11 protein-coding genes are annotated in these 15704 nt (G+C 69.3%); 9 read left to right on the forward strand and 2 right to left on the reverse strand.

What is annotated here, in order from left to right; translation table 11 throughout:
- Positions 1-47 precede the first annotated feature (47 nt).
- The 4 genes from JOF48_RS13695 to JOF48_RS13710 all read left to right on the forward strand — a co-directional run bounded on the left by JOF48_RS13695 (position 48) and on the right by JOF48_RS13710 (position 6841).
- Positions 48-1001, forward strand: a complete 954-nt coding sequence (locus tag JOF48_RS13695) for an aquaporin (protein ID WP_209681541.1) — start codon at positions 48-50, stop codon at positions 999-1001.
- A 108-nt stretch (positions 1002-1109) separates the two neighbouring features.
- The gene (locus JOF48_RS13700; protein ID WP_209681542.1) at positions 1110-2297 is read left to right on the forward strand and encodes a metallophosphoesterase family protein; all 1188 of its coding nucleotides are present in this window, start codon (positions 1110-1112) and stop codon (positions 2295-2297) included.
- Positions 2298-2308: 11 nt separating this feature from the next.
- A complete protein-coding gene (locus JOF48_RS13705; protein WP_209681544.1) occupies positions 2309-5455 on the forward strand; it encodes an AAA family ATPase in 3147 nt (1048 codons plus the stop codon).
- An 84-nt stretch (positions 5456-5539) separates the two neighbouring features.
- On the forward strand, positions 5540-6841 hold the full coding sequence (locus tag JOF48_RS13710) for an MFS transporter (protein ID WP_209681545.1): 1302 nt from the start codon (positions 5540-5542) through the stop codon (positions 6839-6841).
- 59 nt (positions 6842-6900) lie between these two features.
- Here the strand turns inward: JOF48_RS13710 and JOF48_RS13715 are convergent, their stop codons facing one another.
- Entirely contained in the window at positions 6901-7719 is an 819-nt protein-coding gene (locus tag JOF48_RS13715) for an alpha/beta fold hydrolase (protein WP_209681547.1), read from the reverse strand.
- 78 nt (positions 7720-7797) lie between these two features.
- On the reverse strand, positions 7798-9195 hold the full coding sequence (locus JOF48_RS13720; RefSeq protein WP_209681548.1) for an amino acid permease: 1398 nt from the start codon (positions 9193-9195) through the stop codon (positions 7798-7800).
- 275 nt (positions 9196-9470) lie between these two features.
- On the opposite strand from JOF48_RS13720, the gene JOF48_RS13725 reads away from it, so the two are divergent.
- The 5 genes from JOF48_RS13725 to JOF48_RS13745 all read left to right on the forward strand — a co-directional run bounded on the left by JOF48_RS13725 (position 9471) and on the right by JOF48_RS13745 (position 15683).
- Positions 9471-10229 (forward strand): NUDIX hydrolase, encoded by a 759-nt coding sequence (locus tag JOF48_RS13725; protein WP_209681549.1) that lies wholly within the window; start codon positions 9471-9473, stop codon positions 10227-10229.
- Positions 10230-10400: 171 nt separating this feature from the next.
- Positions 10401-11780 (forward strand): quinolinate synthase NadA, encoded by a 1380-nt coding sequence (gene nadA / locus JOF48_RS13730; protein WP_209681550.1) that lies wholly within the window; start codon positions 10401-10403, stop codon positions 11778-11780.
- A complete protein-coding gene (nadB, locus tag JOF48_RS13735) occupies positions 11777-13537 on the forward strand; it encodes an L-aspartate oxidase (RefSeq protein ID WP_209681551.1) in 1761 nt (586 codons plus the stop codon). Before nadA ends, nadB begins: the two co-directional genes overlap by 4 nt.
- On the forward strand, positions 13534-14478 hold the full coding sequence (gene nadC / locus JOF48_RS13740; RefSeq protein WP_209681552.1) for a carboxylating nicotinate-nucleotide diphosphorylase: 945 nt from the start codon (positions 13534-13536) through the stop codon (positions 14476-14478). The genes nadB and nadC overlap by 4 nt, the downstream gene beginning before the upstream one ends.
- Positions 14475-15683 carry a cysteine desulfurase family protein gene (locus JOF48_RS13745; RefSeq protein ID WP_209681553.1) on the forward strand — a complete coding sequence of 403 codons (1209 nt, stop codon included), beginning with the start codon at positions 14475-14477 and terminating at the stop codon, positions 15681-15683. Before nadC ends, JOF48_RS13745 begins: the two co-directional genes overlap by 4 nt.
- The last annotated feature ends 21 nt before the right edge of the window (positions 15684-15704 follow it).

The raw sequence follows: 15704 nt of genomic DNA on the forward strand, positions 1-15704 counted from the left end.
AGCCCGAACCGACTTTTTCGTTTTCGAACCGTAAGGACCCTCCCGCCATGACTTCATCCGGAACGGCCAAGGCCCCGGCGCAGGCCTATCCGCTCAGCATTCGCACCGCCATCGAGGGGCTGGGCAGCTTCATCATTGTCTTTGCCGGCCTGGGCACCGCCCTGTTCAGCCCCGCAGGCTCCGGATCCACGATCGGCTTCGCCTACGGCCTGGCCATGGTTGCCGCCATCATCTCCTTCGGCCATGTCTCCAACGGCTACTTCAACCCGGCGTTTTCGCTCGGCATGGCGGTCGCCGGCCGGCTGAAGTTCTCCGCCGCGGGCCTGTACATCGTGGCCCAGACCGTGGGCGCCATCCTCGCCTCGGCAGTATGGCTGGCCATGATGAAGGTCATGCCGGCCGAGGCCACGCCCGAGACCGCCAAGCTCTTCGGCGCCCTCGCCAACGGCTTCGACACCCACTCGCCGTCAAGCGTGCCCATGATCGGTGTGCTGATTGTGGAATTCGTGCTCGTGGGCGTGCTGACCGCCATGCTCCTGGGCGCAACCTCGCCGCGCAACAAGACGGTGCTGGGACCCATCTCGATCGGCATCGCCTTCGCCATCGCCGTCGCCATCACCATGCCCCTGAGCAACGGTTCCCTGAACCCGGCCCGAGCCACTTCGGTGGTCTTCCTCGCCGAGTCCTGGGCCGTGGGCCAGCTGTGGCTGTTCTGGCTGGCACCGTTGTTCGGCGCCGCACTGGCCGCCGCCGTCTACCGCTCCTTTGCCGCGTCCGAGAAGAATGTGCCGCTCCTCGCGGACGACGCCGAAACACCCTCCGCGCCCCTCGCCGCCGAGGCTTCTTCCGCAGCTTCTGAGACGGCTGCCGCGCTGTCCATTGAAAAGTCTGGTGAAACCGGGGCCGCGGACAAGGGCGACGCCGCTGCTGACGTGGACGATGCACCTGCCGCCAAGTCCGTGGACGACGCACAGGCCTTCTTCGACGCTCACAAGAAGTAGCAGCACCCTGCAACCACGACTCCTCCCCGATCATGGCAGTGCCGGTCGGGGAGGAGTCGTTTAAGGACCGTGGCCGGGAATGTCGGAACCCTCGGATACCTTGGAAGCATGAAGCTTCTGCACACCTCAGATTGGCACTTGGGCCGGGCCTTTCACGGCGTGGGCACCCTGGATGCCCAGCGCCGCTTTGCCGACCAGCTCCTGGACACCGTAACGGGCCAGGGGGTGGATGTGGTGCTCATTGCCGGGGACGTCTATGACCGCGCCCTGCCCGGCGTCGACGTCGTGAACCTCTTTGACGACATCCTGGCCCGGCTCAACCGGGCAGGGGTGCAGGTGGTTGTCACCAGCGGCAACCACGATTCCGCCACGCGCCTCGGATTTGGCGGCCGACTGCTGGAAAGCGCGGGCGTCCACCTGCGCACCCGCATCGCGGATCTCGCCGTGCCGGTCCTCCTGCCGCTGGAGCCGGACGCGCCAGGGGAACCGGGCGGCGCGGCCGGGCCGCAGTTGGCCATTTACGGCATCCCCTACCTCGAACCGCGGCTCGTGGCCGAGGACCTCGGCGTGGAGACAGCCACCCACTTCGGGGTCACCGAGGCCGCCGTCGAGCTTATCCGGGCGGACCTTGCAAGCAGGCCTCCGGGCACCGCCTCCATTGTCCTGGCCCACACGTTCGCCAGCGGCGGGATCACCTCGGAAAGCGAACGCGACCTGGCCATCGGCGGAGTCGGCGCCGTGCCGCTGGACCTCTTCGAACCCTTCAGCTACACGGCACTGGGCCACCTGCACGGGCGCCAGCAGCTCAGTGAGAGCGTCCGCTACTCCGGCTCGCCCCTTCCGTACTCCTTCTCCGAGGCCAACCACGTCAAAGGTGCCTGGCTGCTGGAGATCACCGCCGCCGGCCTGGGCGAGGTCCGCAAGGTCGACTGGGCGCCGGAACGTGCCTTGAGCCTGGTCAAGGGCAAGCTGGCCGACGTGCTCGTTGATGAAAAGTGGGCCTCCGCGGAAGGCAACTACTGCCAGGTCACGCTCACCGACAACGACCGCCCTGAGCTCGCCATGGACCGCGTGCGCACCCGCTTTCCGCACACGCTGGTGCTGATGTTTGAGCCCGAAACCGCCCGGGACGCCACCACCCAGAGCTACGGCGCCCGCATTGCCCAGGCTGCCGACGAGCTGGAACTCTGCTGCGGGTTCCTCGACCATGTGCGCCACCGCGCCGCGAACGACGACGAACAGCAGCTTCTGCGCGGGGCCCTGGCCTCCGTGCGGGAAGAAGAGGCGACACGATGAGAATCCACCGCTTGGAAATTCAGGCCTTCGGCCCCTTTGCCGGCCGCGAAACCATCGACTTTGACCAGCTCGGCTCCCAGGGGCTGTTCCTGCTCAACGGCTCCACGGGCGCGGGAAAATCCAGCGTCCTGGACGCCATCGCCTATGCCCTGTACGGGCAGGTGCCCGGCTCCCGCGCAAGCAGCCCGGCCCAGCTGCGCAGCCACCACGCCGCCGACGGTGTGGGGCCGGAGGTCACCATCGAGTTCACGGCGGGCGGGCGGCGCCTTGAGGTCCGGCGCAGCCCGGAATGGATGCGTCCGCGCAAGCGCGGTGCCGGAACCACGCGTGAACAGGCCAGCACCCAGCTCCGCGAGAGGAACGGGGCGGGCTGGGAGGTCAAGTCGACGCGCAATGACGAGGCCGCCAGCGAGATCCAGTCGCTCCTTGGCATGAGCATGGCCCAGTTCACCAAGGTGGTGCTGCTGGCCCAGGGCGACTTTGCCGCGTTCCTGCGCGCCAACGCCACGGACCGCCAGGCGCTGCTGCAGAAGCTCTTTGGCACAGACATTTATGAAGGCGTGCAGGAGCGGCTGGCCGCCGACTCCCGCCTGGCCCAGGACAACGTGGCTGCCGGGCTCGGTGAGCTGGCGGCAGCCGAACAGCTGGCACGCAGCCAAAGCGCCCAGGTGCTCGCGGCGGAGGAACAGGCCCTCGCATCCGCCGGACAGGGCGGCCAAGACATGGGCAGCACAGAACCGGCCAGCATCGAAACTGCCGACGGAGCTGAACTGGAAGCCGCAACGGAAGCCGGTGCTTCGGAGGATGCAGTGCCCTGGGGCGAGCTGCACGGACCGGACTTGTTCCAGTCCCTGAAGGAGGCACTGGCCCGGGCCGTGGACCGCACCGGCAGCTTGTCGGCGCAGGCACGGGACACGGCGGCGTCCCTGGCCGACTCCGTCCAGGAGGCTGAGAAGCTGCGGCGCAGGCACCTTGCCCTGGCCGCCGCCACGGCCGAGGAGGCCCGGCTGGCAGCCATGGCCCCGGAAGATGCCGGACGGCGTGCCCGCCAGGAACGGCACCGCCAGGCGCAGGTGCTGGCCGCCGTCGTGGGCAATGCTGCAAAGGCCGCCAAGGCCTTGGCCCTTGCCGAGTCGGCGGCAGCTGGCGCCGGTGACGGCCTTGACGCCAACGCCATGGCCTCGGCCATGCTGGGCGGGGAATCCGCAACTGCCACGGTGGCGGCACTGGAAGGTGTGGACCGTGAGCTGACCGAACAGCTGGCCACGGTTGCTGCAGCCCTGCCGGGCGAGGCTGCGCACCGGCAGAAGACCCTGCAGCTGGCCAAGGACGGGGCCGCGCTGAAACTTGCCCTGCAACGGCAGGAACTTCAGGGCGAGGCTGCGGACACCGCCAAGGCAAGGTTGTCGCAGGTCCAGGAAAGACGAGAGGAAGTGCGGGCAGGTGCGGGCGCCGTCGACCACAGCGCACAGGCGGTGCGGGACGCAGAGCAGACGGTCGCCACGATCGAGGCCCACCAGTCACACAGCATCCGGGTGAAGGAACTGGACGCTGCCGAGTCCGCGGCACGTGAGCAAGCGCTCACCGCCAAGGCGGCCTGGCTCGAGGCCTTTGACCTGCGGCTCAGCCAGGCCGCCGGTGAGCTGGCCGCCACCCTCGTGGACGGTGAACCGTGCCAGGTGTGCGGCAGCACGGTCCACCCGGCACCGTCACCGCTCGCCGGCACCGGCGCGGACCTTGTCAAGGCCGAAACGGCCGCCAAGAAACGCTTTGAAGCATCGGACGCGGCAGCGACCGCGGCTCGCACCGTGCTGGAGGAAGCCCGGAACAAGCTGGCAATCCTGGCCGAACGCGGCGGCGCCGGCGGCCTGCAGGAGGCGCGGGACGCCGTCGTGCTCAAGAAGGAGGAGCACCGGCTGGCCACGGAGGCGGCGGCGGAACTTGCCCGGCTGGTTGCGGAACTGGCCACCCTGCAGGCGGAAATTGATGCGGCGCAGCAGGCCGTTGTCGCGGCCACCGGGCAGGCGGCGTCCCTGGCTGCGGGCCAGGCTGCCCTGGAGTCCGAGCTGGCGGTGCTGGCGGCCTCGCTGGAGGTGGCCCGTGACGGGCACGCCACGCTGGAGGCCCGCCAGAACGCGCTGGCCCTGGCCCGGAAACCTGTTGCGGCACTGCTGGCGGCCAAGCGGGAGCTGGCCGCCGCCACGTCTGCCGCGGCCGATGCCTCCGCCGCCCTGGACAAGGAACTGGGGGAGTCCGACTTTGCCGATGCGGCGGGAGTCCGCGCGGCCCTGCTTGCACCGGCGGAGGCGGCCGAGCTCGACCGGCTGGTCAAGGATTATGCGAGGGAGCTGGCCGTGAACGCCGACCGGCTGGCAGCCCCCGAGGTGGCCGCTGCCCGGGAGGAGGCCGCAGCCGGCACCGCCGTCCCCGGGGAGGAAACGGTTGCGGAGCTGGTGCGCGGTGCCGCGGAGGCGAGGGCCGCGGAGGAGACCGCGGCACTGGCTGCGGGGATGGCACGCAATGCCGCCTCCCAGGTGGCACAGACCGGGGAGGAGTTCCTAGCCCTGGAGGAGAAGGTGGGGCCGCTGCGGGAACGCGCCCGCCTGCTGGCCGGACTGGCCGAAGCGGTGCGGGGCGGCGGCGACAACAAGTACAAGATGACGCTCAGCGCCTACGTCCTGGCAGCCCGCCTGGAACAGGTGGCCGAGGCCGCCTCACTGCGCCTGGGCACCATGAGCGACGCCCGCTACACGCTGCGCCACAGCGACGCGAAGAAGGGAAACCAGAAGGCGGGACTGGGCTTGGAGGTCGTGGACGGGTGGACCGGGCTCAGCCGCGACACCGCCACGCTGTCGGGAGGCGAGTCATTCATGGCCTCCCTGTCGCTGGCACTGGGCCTGTCCGACGTCGTGCAGCAGGAGTCCGGCGGCCTGGACATTGAGACCTTGTTTGTTGACGAGGGCTTCGGCAGCCTGGATGAGGAATCTCTGGAACAGGTCATGGATGCCCTCGAGGGGCTGCGCGACGGCGGCCGAATGGTGGGCCTGGTCAGCCACGTGGCCGAGATGAAGCAGCGCATCCCGCTGCACCTGCACGTGCACAAGGGACGCCACGGCTCCACCGTGGAGCTGAAGATGGCGGGGGCCGGGACGCCGTGAACGGGTAGACTTGCCGGGTTGCTGCTTGACGAAACCGGTGTTTGGGACCGGCACAGGCAGCAGCCGCGACAAACGTGAAAGCAGTTGGCCATCACACCCTCCACCGACATTTCCCCCGCCCCGGCCGTCAAGGGCGGACGCTACTCAGTCCTTCCCCGGCTCGCCGGCACCGGATACATCCCCCTGGGCCTCTTTGCCAGGGTCCCGCTGGCCATGCAGACCATCGGCGTCCTCACCATGGTCACCGGCGTCAGCGCCTCCTACGCCGTCGGCGGTTTCGCCGCGGGCTGCGTGGGAGTGGGTGCCGCCGTCGGGGCGCCGGTCATCGGCTTCCTTGCAGACCGGCTGGGCCAGAAGCGCGTGCTGCTGGTGCTGGCGGTGGTCAACGCACTGCTGCTGGCGGCCGTGGTGCTGCTCAGCTACACCATCCTGCCCGCCGGCGGCAACGGACCGGCCGACGGCGGAACACTCGCCGTGATGGCCGCAGCCCTGCTGGTGGGTGCCACCTCCCCGCAGGTGGGGCCGCTGTCCCGGGTGCGGTGGATGGCGCTGAGCAGAAAGCTGCCTGCCAAGGAACAGGGCCCTGCCGTGGACACGGCGCTGTCCCTTGAAGGCACGGCCGACGAGGTGACGTTCGTGCTGGGACCGGCCCTCGTGGGGCTGCTGGCCTCGCTTGTTGCACCGTGGCTGCCGCTGGTCATTGCAGCCGCCATGACCGCCGTGCTGGTCTCCCTCTTTGCCGTGCACCACACCGTTGAGGCGGTGGGTCCCCGGGCCGCGGCCAGCACGGTGGGCAACGCCGGCTACGTCGCCAAGGAGAAGCCCAACTGGTTCCTGGTGGCCGTGCCCGTGGCCGGAATGCTGGCCATGGGCACCTTCTTTGGCTCCTCGCAGACCGCGCTGACAGCCTTCACCGGCGTGCACGGTTCGGTGGACCAGGCCGGGCTCATGTACGCCATCATGGGCCTGAGCTCCGCATTCACTGCGTTGTCCGTGGCCTATTGGCCCGAGAAGTTCAACTACACCTGGCGGTGGGTGGTGATTGCCGGGCTGATGGCGGCAGGCTCGGTCATGTTCCTGGTCCCGGAATCCCTGGGGCAGATGGGGTGGGTGCTGCTGCTGATGGGCCTGCCCGTGGGCCCGGTGATGGTCTCAATTTTCAGCGTGGGCAGCGTTGTCGCCCCGCAGCAGTGGATGGGCACCGTCATGACGGCCCTCTCCAGCGGCATCGTGGCAGGGACCGCCCTCGGCTCGGCCGTGTCCGGGGCCCTGGCCCAAAGCTCCGGCTACTACGCGGCGTTCCTCGTCCCCATCGCCGCGGCATCCACCTTGTTCGTGCTGGGCCTGGTGTCAGTGGTGGTCCTGCGGCGGCGCACCGCCCGGTAGGCCCGGAACCCCGTTGCGCAACTGGACGGCGCCTTGCGGAACCGGCGGCCTGGCCAAGGTCAGCCCAAGAATGCGATGGCCGCGTCCTTGAACTCCCGCGAGGTCACGGTGTTGTTGTGGTTGCGGCCCTCGATGACCAGCTGTTCCGTGCCGGGGCTGAGCTCGGCGAGCCGGCTCATGGTGCGGGCGCGCTCGTCCAGGCTGCCGGCCACCAGCAGGACCGGCATGTGCGGCACGGCGTCCGCAGGCTCAAACGGCTCCATCTTGACGGCCTGGACCAGGGCCAGCAGGGCAAAGATGTCATTGGAGGGCACCAGCTGTGCCATGTTCAGCAGCCAGACGGTGGACTCGTCCGCAATGGGGGTTCCGTCGTTGAGGAAATCCTGTGCCGCGCGCAGGTCAAAATCCGCCAGCGGGTCTTCCGGGTTGGGGCCGCCCAGCACTATCCTGCGCACCAGCTCCGGCTGCGTTGCGCCGAATTCCCAGGCCAGCCGCGAGCCCATCGAGTAACCGACCAGGTCCACCCCGCTGGTGGGGTCGCCGTCCCGCAGCGGCCGCACGCCCTGGTCAATGAGGATCTGCAGCAGGTCCGCCCTGATTTTGCCCGGCGTGTACGAGTCAAGGTCGTAGGGTGAGGTGCTTGCGCCGTGTCCCGGCAGGTCAACGCTCAGGACGTTTCGCCCGGCCCGGTTCAGGGCGGACACCCACCCGGTCTTGACCCAGTTCAATTCAACGGAGGAGGCGAATCCGTGGATCAGGAAAACAGGGGGCAGGGGGGCCGGCTCGTCGGCCTCGAAAACCACCACATGCAGCCCGGCCGGGGCGCCCTCAATGGAGTGTTGGGCCGCCGGAGCCGCGTTCTTGCCAAGGGAAGACATAACTGGACCTTTCCCGCGGCGGGCCGTGCCGCCGTCGTACGTCAACAATAGCGAATGGCGGGCGCGGCCGGGCAGGAGTCAGGCGCGCGTGGCGGACTGGGTCCGGCGGTACCGCTGCCCGACCCAGCTCAGGGCCGCAATCGCGGCGACCAGGGAGAAGGTGCCCAGCAGCTGCCTGCCGCTGACGGGATCGCTGAAGCCGACGGCGAAGATGGCGGCGAGCAGCACCAGGCCGGCGATGGTCAGCCACGGGAATCCGCGCATGCGCAGGGGCAGGGGGGTGCCGTCGCGGTCGGCCCGGCGCCGCAGGATGAACTGCGAGAGCAGCGCCGCGCCCCAGATCACCAGGCAGGTGGAGCCCACAAGGTTCAGCAGGATGCGCAGGACGGTGTCGGGGTAAAAGAACTCCCACAGGACCGTAACAAAGCCGAACGCCACAGACACGAGGACGGCGGCCACCGGTACCTGGCGGGAGTTGATGCGCTTGAACGGGCGGGGGGCCTCGCGGCGTTCGGAGAGTGAGTAGATCATCCGGGAGGCGCCATAGAGATTGGCGTTCAGGGCGGAGAGGAGTGCGGCGACGGCCACGAGGGTGATGGCGGTGCCTGCCCAGGGCAGCCCGGCATAGTTCAGCACGCCGGCGAAGGGGGACAACAGTGCCTGCGAGGTCCAGGGCAGGACGGCGGCGATGATGAAGATCGAGCCCACGTAGAACACCAGGATGCGCCACACCACGGTGCGGACGGCGACGGCCACGCTGCGGGCGGGGTCGGCTGTTTCGGCGGCGGCGACGGCCACGATTTCGGTGCCGCCGAAGGCGAAGGCCACCACGAAGAGGGCGGAGGCGATCCCGGCCATGCCCGTGGGTGCGAAACCGCCGTTGCCCGTTAGGTTGCCGAGTCCGGGGGAGGGTGTGCCGGGGATCCAGCCGAGCAGCAGCGCTGCGCCGAAGGCCAGGAACAGGACAATGGCGGCCACCTTCAGCAGGGCAAACCAGAATTCAAACTCGCCGTAGTTTTTCACCGCGGTGAGGTTGACGGCCGTGAAGATGACCATGAAGATCAGGGTCAGTGCCCAGGCGGGCAGGACGGGCCAGATGGTGACCAGCAGTTGCGCGGCGCCCAGTGCCTCCGCGGCAATGACCACCACCAGCTGCAGCCACCACAGCCAGCCCACGGTGGACCCGGCCACCTTGCCCATGGCCTTTTCCGCATAGACGGAGAAGGCGCCCGAGTTGGGGTTGGCCGCGGCCATCTCGCCCAGGGCCCACATGACCAGGATGATCAGCGTCCCGGCCACCAGGTAGGAGATGAGCACGGCAGGGCCGGCCAGCATGATGCCCTCGCCGGAACCGAGGAAGAGCCCTGCCCCGATGGCGGAGCCGAGGCCCATCATGGTCAGCTGGCGCTGCTTGAGCGAATGCCCCAGCCCGGACTTTGCGGGTGCTGTCGTGGCGGCGTCGGGTTGGTGCGTCATGAAAGGGGTGGCCTTCTTTGCTGTTCCGGGCAGGGTTGCTCCGCGGATGATCGGAATGTGTGATCCCTGTCAAGAATTATCCATCATGTGGGCGACAGTCCCAATTCGCCCGACGCCGGAGCCCGACCCCCGGCCCGATCCCTGCCAGGTGCAGGCGGGGTGGCCGCCGCCTTGTGGCGGGGGAGATTTGTTTCATTGCCCGCCGGCGTCGTAGAATCAGTTGTAGTCAAAATGACTCTAACTGGATCAGCCATCGGAAAGGTGGGGTGCAGGGCATGGAACGGACGGAATTTGTCAGCGCGGCAAACATCAGCGAGCGGCTCGCGCAGCCGCCGGCACTGGCCATCTCCACTGTCATTTTCGCGCTTCGGCCCAGTGAAAAGACCGGCCGCCCCACGCTGTGGCTGCCTCTCGTGCGGCGCATCCGCGAACCGTTCAAGGGGCTGTGGGCGCTGCCCGGCGGGCCCCTGACCCAGGCCGACTCGTTGCAGGATGCGGCCGCCCGCAACCTGCGCGACACCACGGGCCTGGCCCCGAGCTACCTCGAGCAGCTGTATGCCTTCGGGGGCCTGCACCGCTCGCCCAGCCAGCGCGTCGTCTCCATCGTGTACTGGGCCCTGGTCCAGTCCACCGAGGCCGAGCTTGCACAGGAGTCGGAAAACGTCCAGTGGTTCCGGGCGGACGGCTTGCAGGAGCTGGCCTTTGACCACAACGAGATCGTCAACTATGCCCTGTGGCGGCTGCGCAACAAGATGGAGTACGGATCCATTGCCTACCACCTGCTGGGTGAAAAGTTCACCCTGGCCCAGGTCCGTGAGGTTTATGAGGCCGTGCTGAACCGCAAGGTCGACCCCGCCAACTTCCGCCGCCAACTCAAGCAGACTCCGTACATTGAGCCCACCGACGAGTTCCTCCAGGGCGGCAAGCACCGCCCGCCCCGCCTCTACCGCTACACCGGGGAGGATGCGCACACGTGGCCGGGGGGCAAGGCAGGCGACATCGGCCCGCCCGGGCATCCCCCGTCCCGCCCCTAGCCAATCCCGCCCCTAGCACGTCCCGCCGGCCCCATTCCCCGCCCCATTCCCAACGCTGTCGCAGCAAATGCTGGATTATCCCGGACCCTGTCGCAGCATTGGCCGGATATTTTCAAACCCTTCCGCACCGTCCCACTCACGTCCCCCTGCCTCAACACCTTGGAGCAAGCCATGTCATCCGTGAACACCACCATCCAGCTCATCACCCGCGAGCAGGCCGAAGCAGTCCGGGTTCCCGGCCAGCCCGGCCGGACGCAGGAATCCTGCGACGACGACCTGGCCAAGGGCCCGTGGGAATTTGACCTGGCCGAGGCCCTCGCAGGCACCCCCGGCTACGGCCCCGGCGCCTCCAACGAGGACACCGCCCCGCCCGCGACTCCGGTGCAGGGCCAGCTGCCCCAGGAGTACAAGGACGCCTCCGACGACGAGCTTGAGGCCCGCATTCTCTCCGCCAAGGCGAAACTCGGGGACCGCGTGGTCATCCTGGGGCACTTCTACCAGCGCGACGAGGTGGTGCAGTTCGCCGACTTCGTGGGCGACTCCTTCCAGCTCGCCAACGCGGCCAAGACCCGCACCGAGGCGGAAGCAATCGTGTTCTGCGGCGTGCACTTCATGGCCGAGACGGCGGACATGCTATCCGGCAGCCACCAGTCCGTGATCCTGCCCAACCTGGCCGCAGGCTGCTCCATGGCCGACATGGCTGACCTGCCGTCGGTGGAGGCCTGCTGGGCCGAGCTCGAGGCGCTGTACGGCACCGAGCCCGACGCCGACGGCCGGGTTCCGGTCATTCCCGTCACCTACATGAATTCCTCGGCCGCGCTGAAGGCGTTCTGCGGCAAGCACGGAGGCATTGTCTGCACGTCCTCCAATGCCTCCACCGTTCTTGAGTGGGCCTTTGAACGCGGCCAGCGCGTACTGTTCTTCCCCGACCAGCACCTGGGCCGCAACACGGCCAAGGCCATGGGCGTACCGCTGGAGCAGATGCCGCTGTGGAACCCGCGCATGCCGCTGGGAGGAAACACGCAGGAGGTCATGGACGCCGCAAAGGTGGTGCTGTGGCAGGGATTCTGCTCCGTGCACAAGCGTTTCACGGTGGGCCAGATTGAGCAGGCACGGGTGGACTTCCCCGGCGTGCGCGTGATCGTGCACCCGGAGTGCCCCATGGAGGTTGTGGACGCTGCCGACGAGGCGGGCTCCACCGACTACATCCTCAAGGCGATCCAGGCCGCCCCGGATGGCACCACCTTCGCCATCGGCACCGAGATCAACATGGTGAACCGGCTCGCGGCCCAATACCCGCAGCACACCATCTTCTGCCTGGACCCGGTCATCTGCCCCTGCTCCACGATGTACCGCATCCACCCCGGCTACCTCGCCTGGGTCCTGGAAGGCCTCCTGCGCGGTGAAGTGCTGAACCAGATCACGGTCCCCGAGGACACCGCGGTCAACGCCAGGATCGCGCTGGAGCGCATGCTCGCCGCCCTGCCGCAGGCCGCCACGAAGCAGCCCGCCAAGGAGCCGCAGCCAGCACAGAGCGCCGCACGCGCATGAGCAACTCGCACCTGGTGGTGGTGGGCAGCGGCATCGCCGGGCTCTACGGTGCGCTGCTCGCCGCCGAGGCCGGGGTCCGCGTCACGCTCCTGACCAAGGGGACGCTGGCGCAGAGCAACACGCACCAGGCGCAGGGCGGCATCTGCGCCGTGTTGGCCGAGGGCGAGGCCGCACCCGGTGATTCGGTGGAGGCGCACATTGCCGACACCCTCAAGGCCGGCGCCGGCCAGTGCGATCCCGACGCCGTGCGTATTCTCTGCACGGAGGCTGCGGGCGACATTGCCGCACTGGAACGCTTCGGCGTCCGCTTTGACCGCGACGCCGCCGGCAGGCGCGCCCTCGGCCTGGAAGGGGCGCACTCCGCCGCCCGGATCCTGCACGCCGGCGGGGACGCCACGGGTGCCGCCATCGCGGACGGGCTCATCAACGCGGTCCGCGACGCCGCCGACCTGGGCCTCATGACGGTCTTGGAGGGCTGCTTCGCCACAGAGCTGCTGGCCCGCCCGGCCGCACCGGCCGCTGACCCGCACGACGCCGGCTCCCCGCCCCGCGCGGCGATCGCCGGCATCGCCTACCTTGACCAGGGAGACGAACGCCAGGCACTGGAAGCCGACGCCGTCCTGCTCGCCACCGGGGGTGCCGGGCAGCTCTTCGAATTCACCACCAACCCGGCCGTGGCCACGGGCGACGGCGTGGCCCTCGCCTGGCGCGCCGGTGCCGTGCTCGCCGACCTCGAGTACTTCCAGTTCCACCCCACAGCGCTCGCCGTGGGGCAGAACTTCCTGATCTCCGAGGCCGTCCGCGGCGCCGGCGCCGTGCTGCGCGACGCCAATGGCGAGGCCTTCATGCCCCGCTACCACCCGGAGGGTGACCTGGCCCCGCGAGACGTTGTCTCCCGCAGCATCGCCGCCCACCTGGAAACGCTCGCAGCCGAGGCCGGTTTGGCCGGCCGGGACGAAGGCCCGCACCACGTCTTCCTGGACGCCACCGGCATCGAAACGGCCAACGGCCACGGCTACCTCGCCCGCCGCTTCCCCACGATCGACGCCGCCACCGCAGCACTCGGCTTCGACTGGCGCCGCGACTGGCTGCCCGTGGCCCCTGCCGCGCACTACTGGATGGGCGGTGTCGCCACCGACCTGCACGGGCGCACCTCCGTTCCGGGGCTTTTCGCGGCCGGAGAGGCGGCCTGCACCGGCGTCCACGGCGCCAACCGGCTCGCCTCCAACTCGCTGCTCGAGGGTCTGGTCTTCAGCCGCCGTGCCGTTGCCGCCTTCACCGGCGGGAGCGCCTGGCACGTGATGCACGACGGCGCCGCGTCCCTTCCCGGTGTCCCGGCACCTGCGGCGGGGGAAGTGCGGGAGACGGCTGCGCCCGCGGCACCCCCACGCCCCGAACTGCGCCATGTGATGGCCGCGCACGCGGGGGTGGTCCGCGACTCGCACGGACTGCAGGAGGCTGCTGCAGCCCTCGGCACCCCGGCGGAAACCGGTGTGGGCCGCCCTCCCTCCGGGGACCACCCGGACACGTCCGAACGCCGGGAGCTGGAAGACCGCAACCTGGCGCTCGTGGCACGGCTCCTGGTCCACGCCGCCCAGGCACGGGAAAACTCTGCGGGGGCACACTTCCGCAGCGACTTCCCCCAGGCCACCGACGCCCCCTCCCCGCACCAAGCCGCCAGGGCGTCCAACCACTGGGTCAACCCCGTCCCCACCCTGACCACCACCGAACCCCAGCGTGAAAGCGAAACAGTATGAACGCCGTCGTGCCTGTCCTGAAGAAAACCACCGCAGCGCTGCCCCAGCTGCCGCGCACCGCCGTCGAGGAAATCCTGCAGCGGGCCTTTGCCGAGGACGCGCCATACGGGGACATTACCTCGGCCACGCTGCTGCCGGCCGACGCCAGCGCCACCGCCTGGCTCGTGGCGCGCGAGCCCGGCATCTTCTCCGGCGGGGATGTGTTCCGCGCCGCCATGGTGATGCAGGACCCGGAAGCGCATGTGGAGCAGCTGGTGGCCGACGGCGCCACGTTCGCTACGGGGGAGCGGCTCATGTCCGTGACCGGGCTGGCTCGCGGCGTGCTGACGGGGGAGCGGATCGCGCTGAACCTGACGCAGCGCATGAGCGCCATCGCCACCCAAACCGCCGAATACGCCGCGCTCATCGCCGGGACCGGCGCGCGGGTGACGGACACGCGCAAGACCACGCCGGGCCTGCGCATCCTGGAACGCTACGCCGTGCGCTGCGGCGGCGGGCACAACCACCGCTTCTCGCTCTCCGACGCCGTGCTGGCCAAGGACAACCACCTGGCCGTGCTCACCGGCGGCGATACCGGCAGGCTCACAGCCGCGCTCGCAGGTGTCCGGGCGCAGCTCCCGCACACCGTCCACTTTGAGGTGGAGGTGGACAGCATCGAGCAGATCGAGCCCGTGCTGGCGGCCGGCGTGGACACCATCATGCTGGATAACTTCAGCAACGAGGAGCTCGTCCAGGGCGTGGCGCTGGTCAACGGCCGGACCCTGGTGGAGGCCAGCGGCAATGTGAACCTGTCCACGATTGCCGGCATTGCGGCCACCGGCGTGGACATCATCTCCGTCGGCGCCCTGACCCACAGCGTGCGCGCCCTTGACCTGGGCCTGGACATTGCGGTGGAGCTGCCTGGCGCCCCGGATGTGCAGGAACGCGCGGACCTGCCGTGATCTTCCTCGACGCCGCCGCCACCACGCCAGTCCGCCGCGAGGTCATCGAGGCCATGTTCCCGTTCCTGACCAACCAGTTCGGCAACCCCTCCAGCCACCACGAGCTGGGGGAGGCGGCCGCTGCGGCGCTGGCAGCCGCCCGTGAACAATGTGCGACGGCGTTGGGCGCCCATCCGGAGGAGCTCACATTCACTTCCGGCGGCACCGAGGCGGACAACCTGGCACTGAAGGGCATCGCACTGGCCCGCCGCGCCGCTGACCCCTCCCTGAACCGGGTTCTGATCAGTGCCGTGGAGCATCCGGCCATTGTGGAATCGGCAGACCACCTGCGCCGCATCCACGGCTTCGAGGTCTGCGTGGTGCCGGTGGACGCCCAGGGGCTGGTGGACCCGGATGTGTTTGCCGGGATGCTGGCAGCTTCGGGTGCGGGCTCCGGCTCGGCTGCCGGTGAACAGGATGGTGCCGCAGCGGGGGGCGGCGTGGCCGTTGCATCCGTCATGTACGCCAACAACGAGGTGGGCACCGTCCAGGACCTGTCCGCGTTGTCGGCCGTTGCGGCCGCCGCGGGGGTGCCGCTGCACAGCGACGCCGTCCAGGCTGCCGGGTGGCTGCCCCTGGATGTGGCCCGGCTCGGTGTCACGGCGCTGAGCATGTCGGGACACAAGATCGGCGCCCCCAAGGGTGTGGGACTCCTCTATGTCCGGGGCGGAACCCTGTACGAGCCCCTGATCCACGGCGGCGGGCAGGAGCGCGGCACCCGCTCCGGAACAGAGAATGTGGCGTTCGCCGTGGCCCTTGGAACGGCGTTGGCGATGGCGGAATCGGCACGGCCGTCCGCCGCCGGCCGCGTCACGGCGCTGCGGGAGGGCTTCATGCGGCGCGTCCTGGCCGAAATCCCCACGGCGCAGTTGACCGGCCACCCGACAAGGAGGCTGCCCAATGTGGCCTCATTCTGCTTCCCCGGCACCAGCGGCGAATCGGTGCTGCTGGAACTGGAGCGGCGGGGGATCGTGTGCTCCTCCGGTTCAGCCTGTGCCGCGGGTGCGGATGAACCGTCGGCCGTGCTGAGCGCCATGGGCGTGGAGCGGACCGTTGCCCAGACCGCACTGAGGTTCAGCTTTGCCTCCGACATCACGGCGTCGGAGCTGGATGCGGCGGCCACCGAACTGGCGGCCGCCGTCGAGCGGATGTTGCGGCTGGGGTAGGGCAGGTGCCGGCCGGCTGAA

It is taken from the genome of Arthrobacter stackebrandtii (assembly GCF_017876675.1).
Classification (GTDB): Bacteria; Actinomycetota; Actinomycetes; order Actinomycetales; family Micrococcaceae; genus Specibacter; species Specibacter stackebrandtii.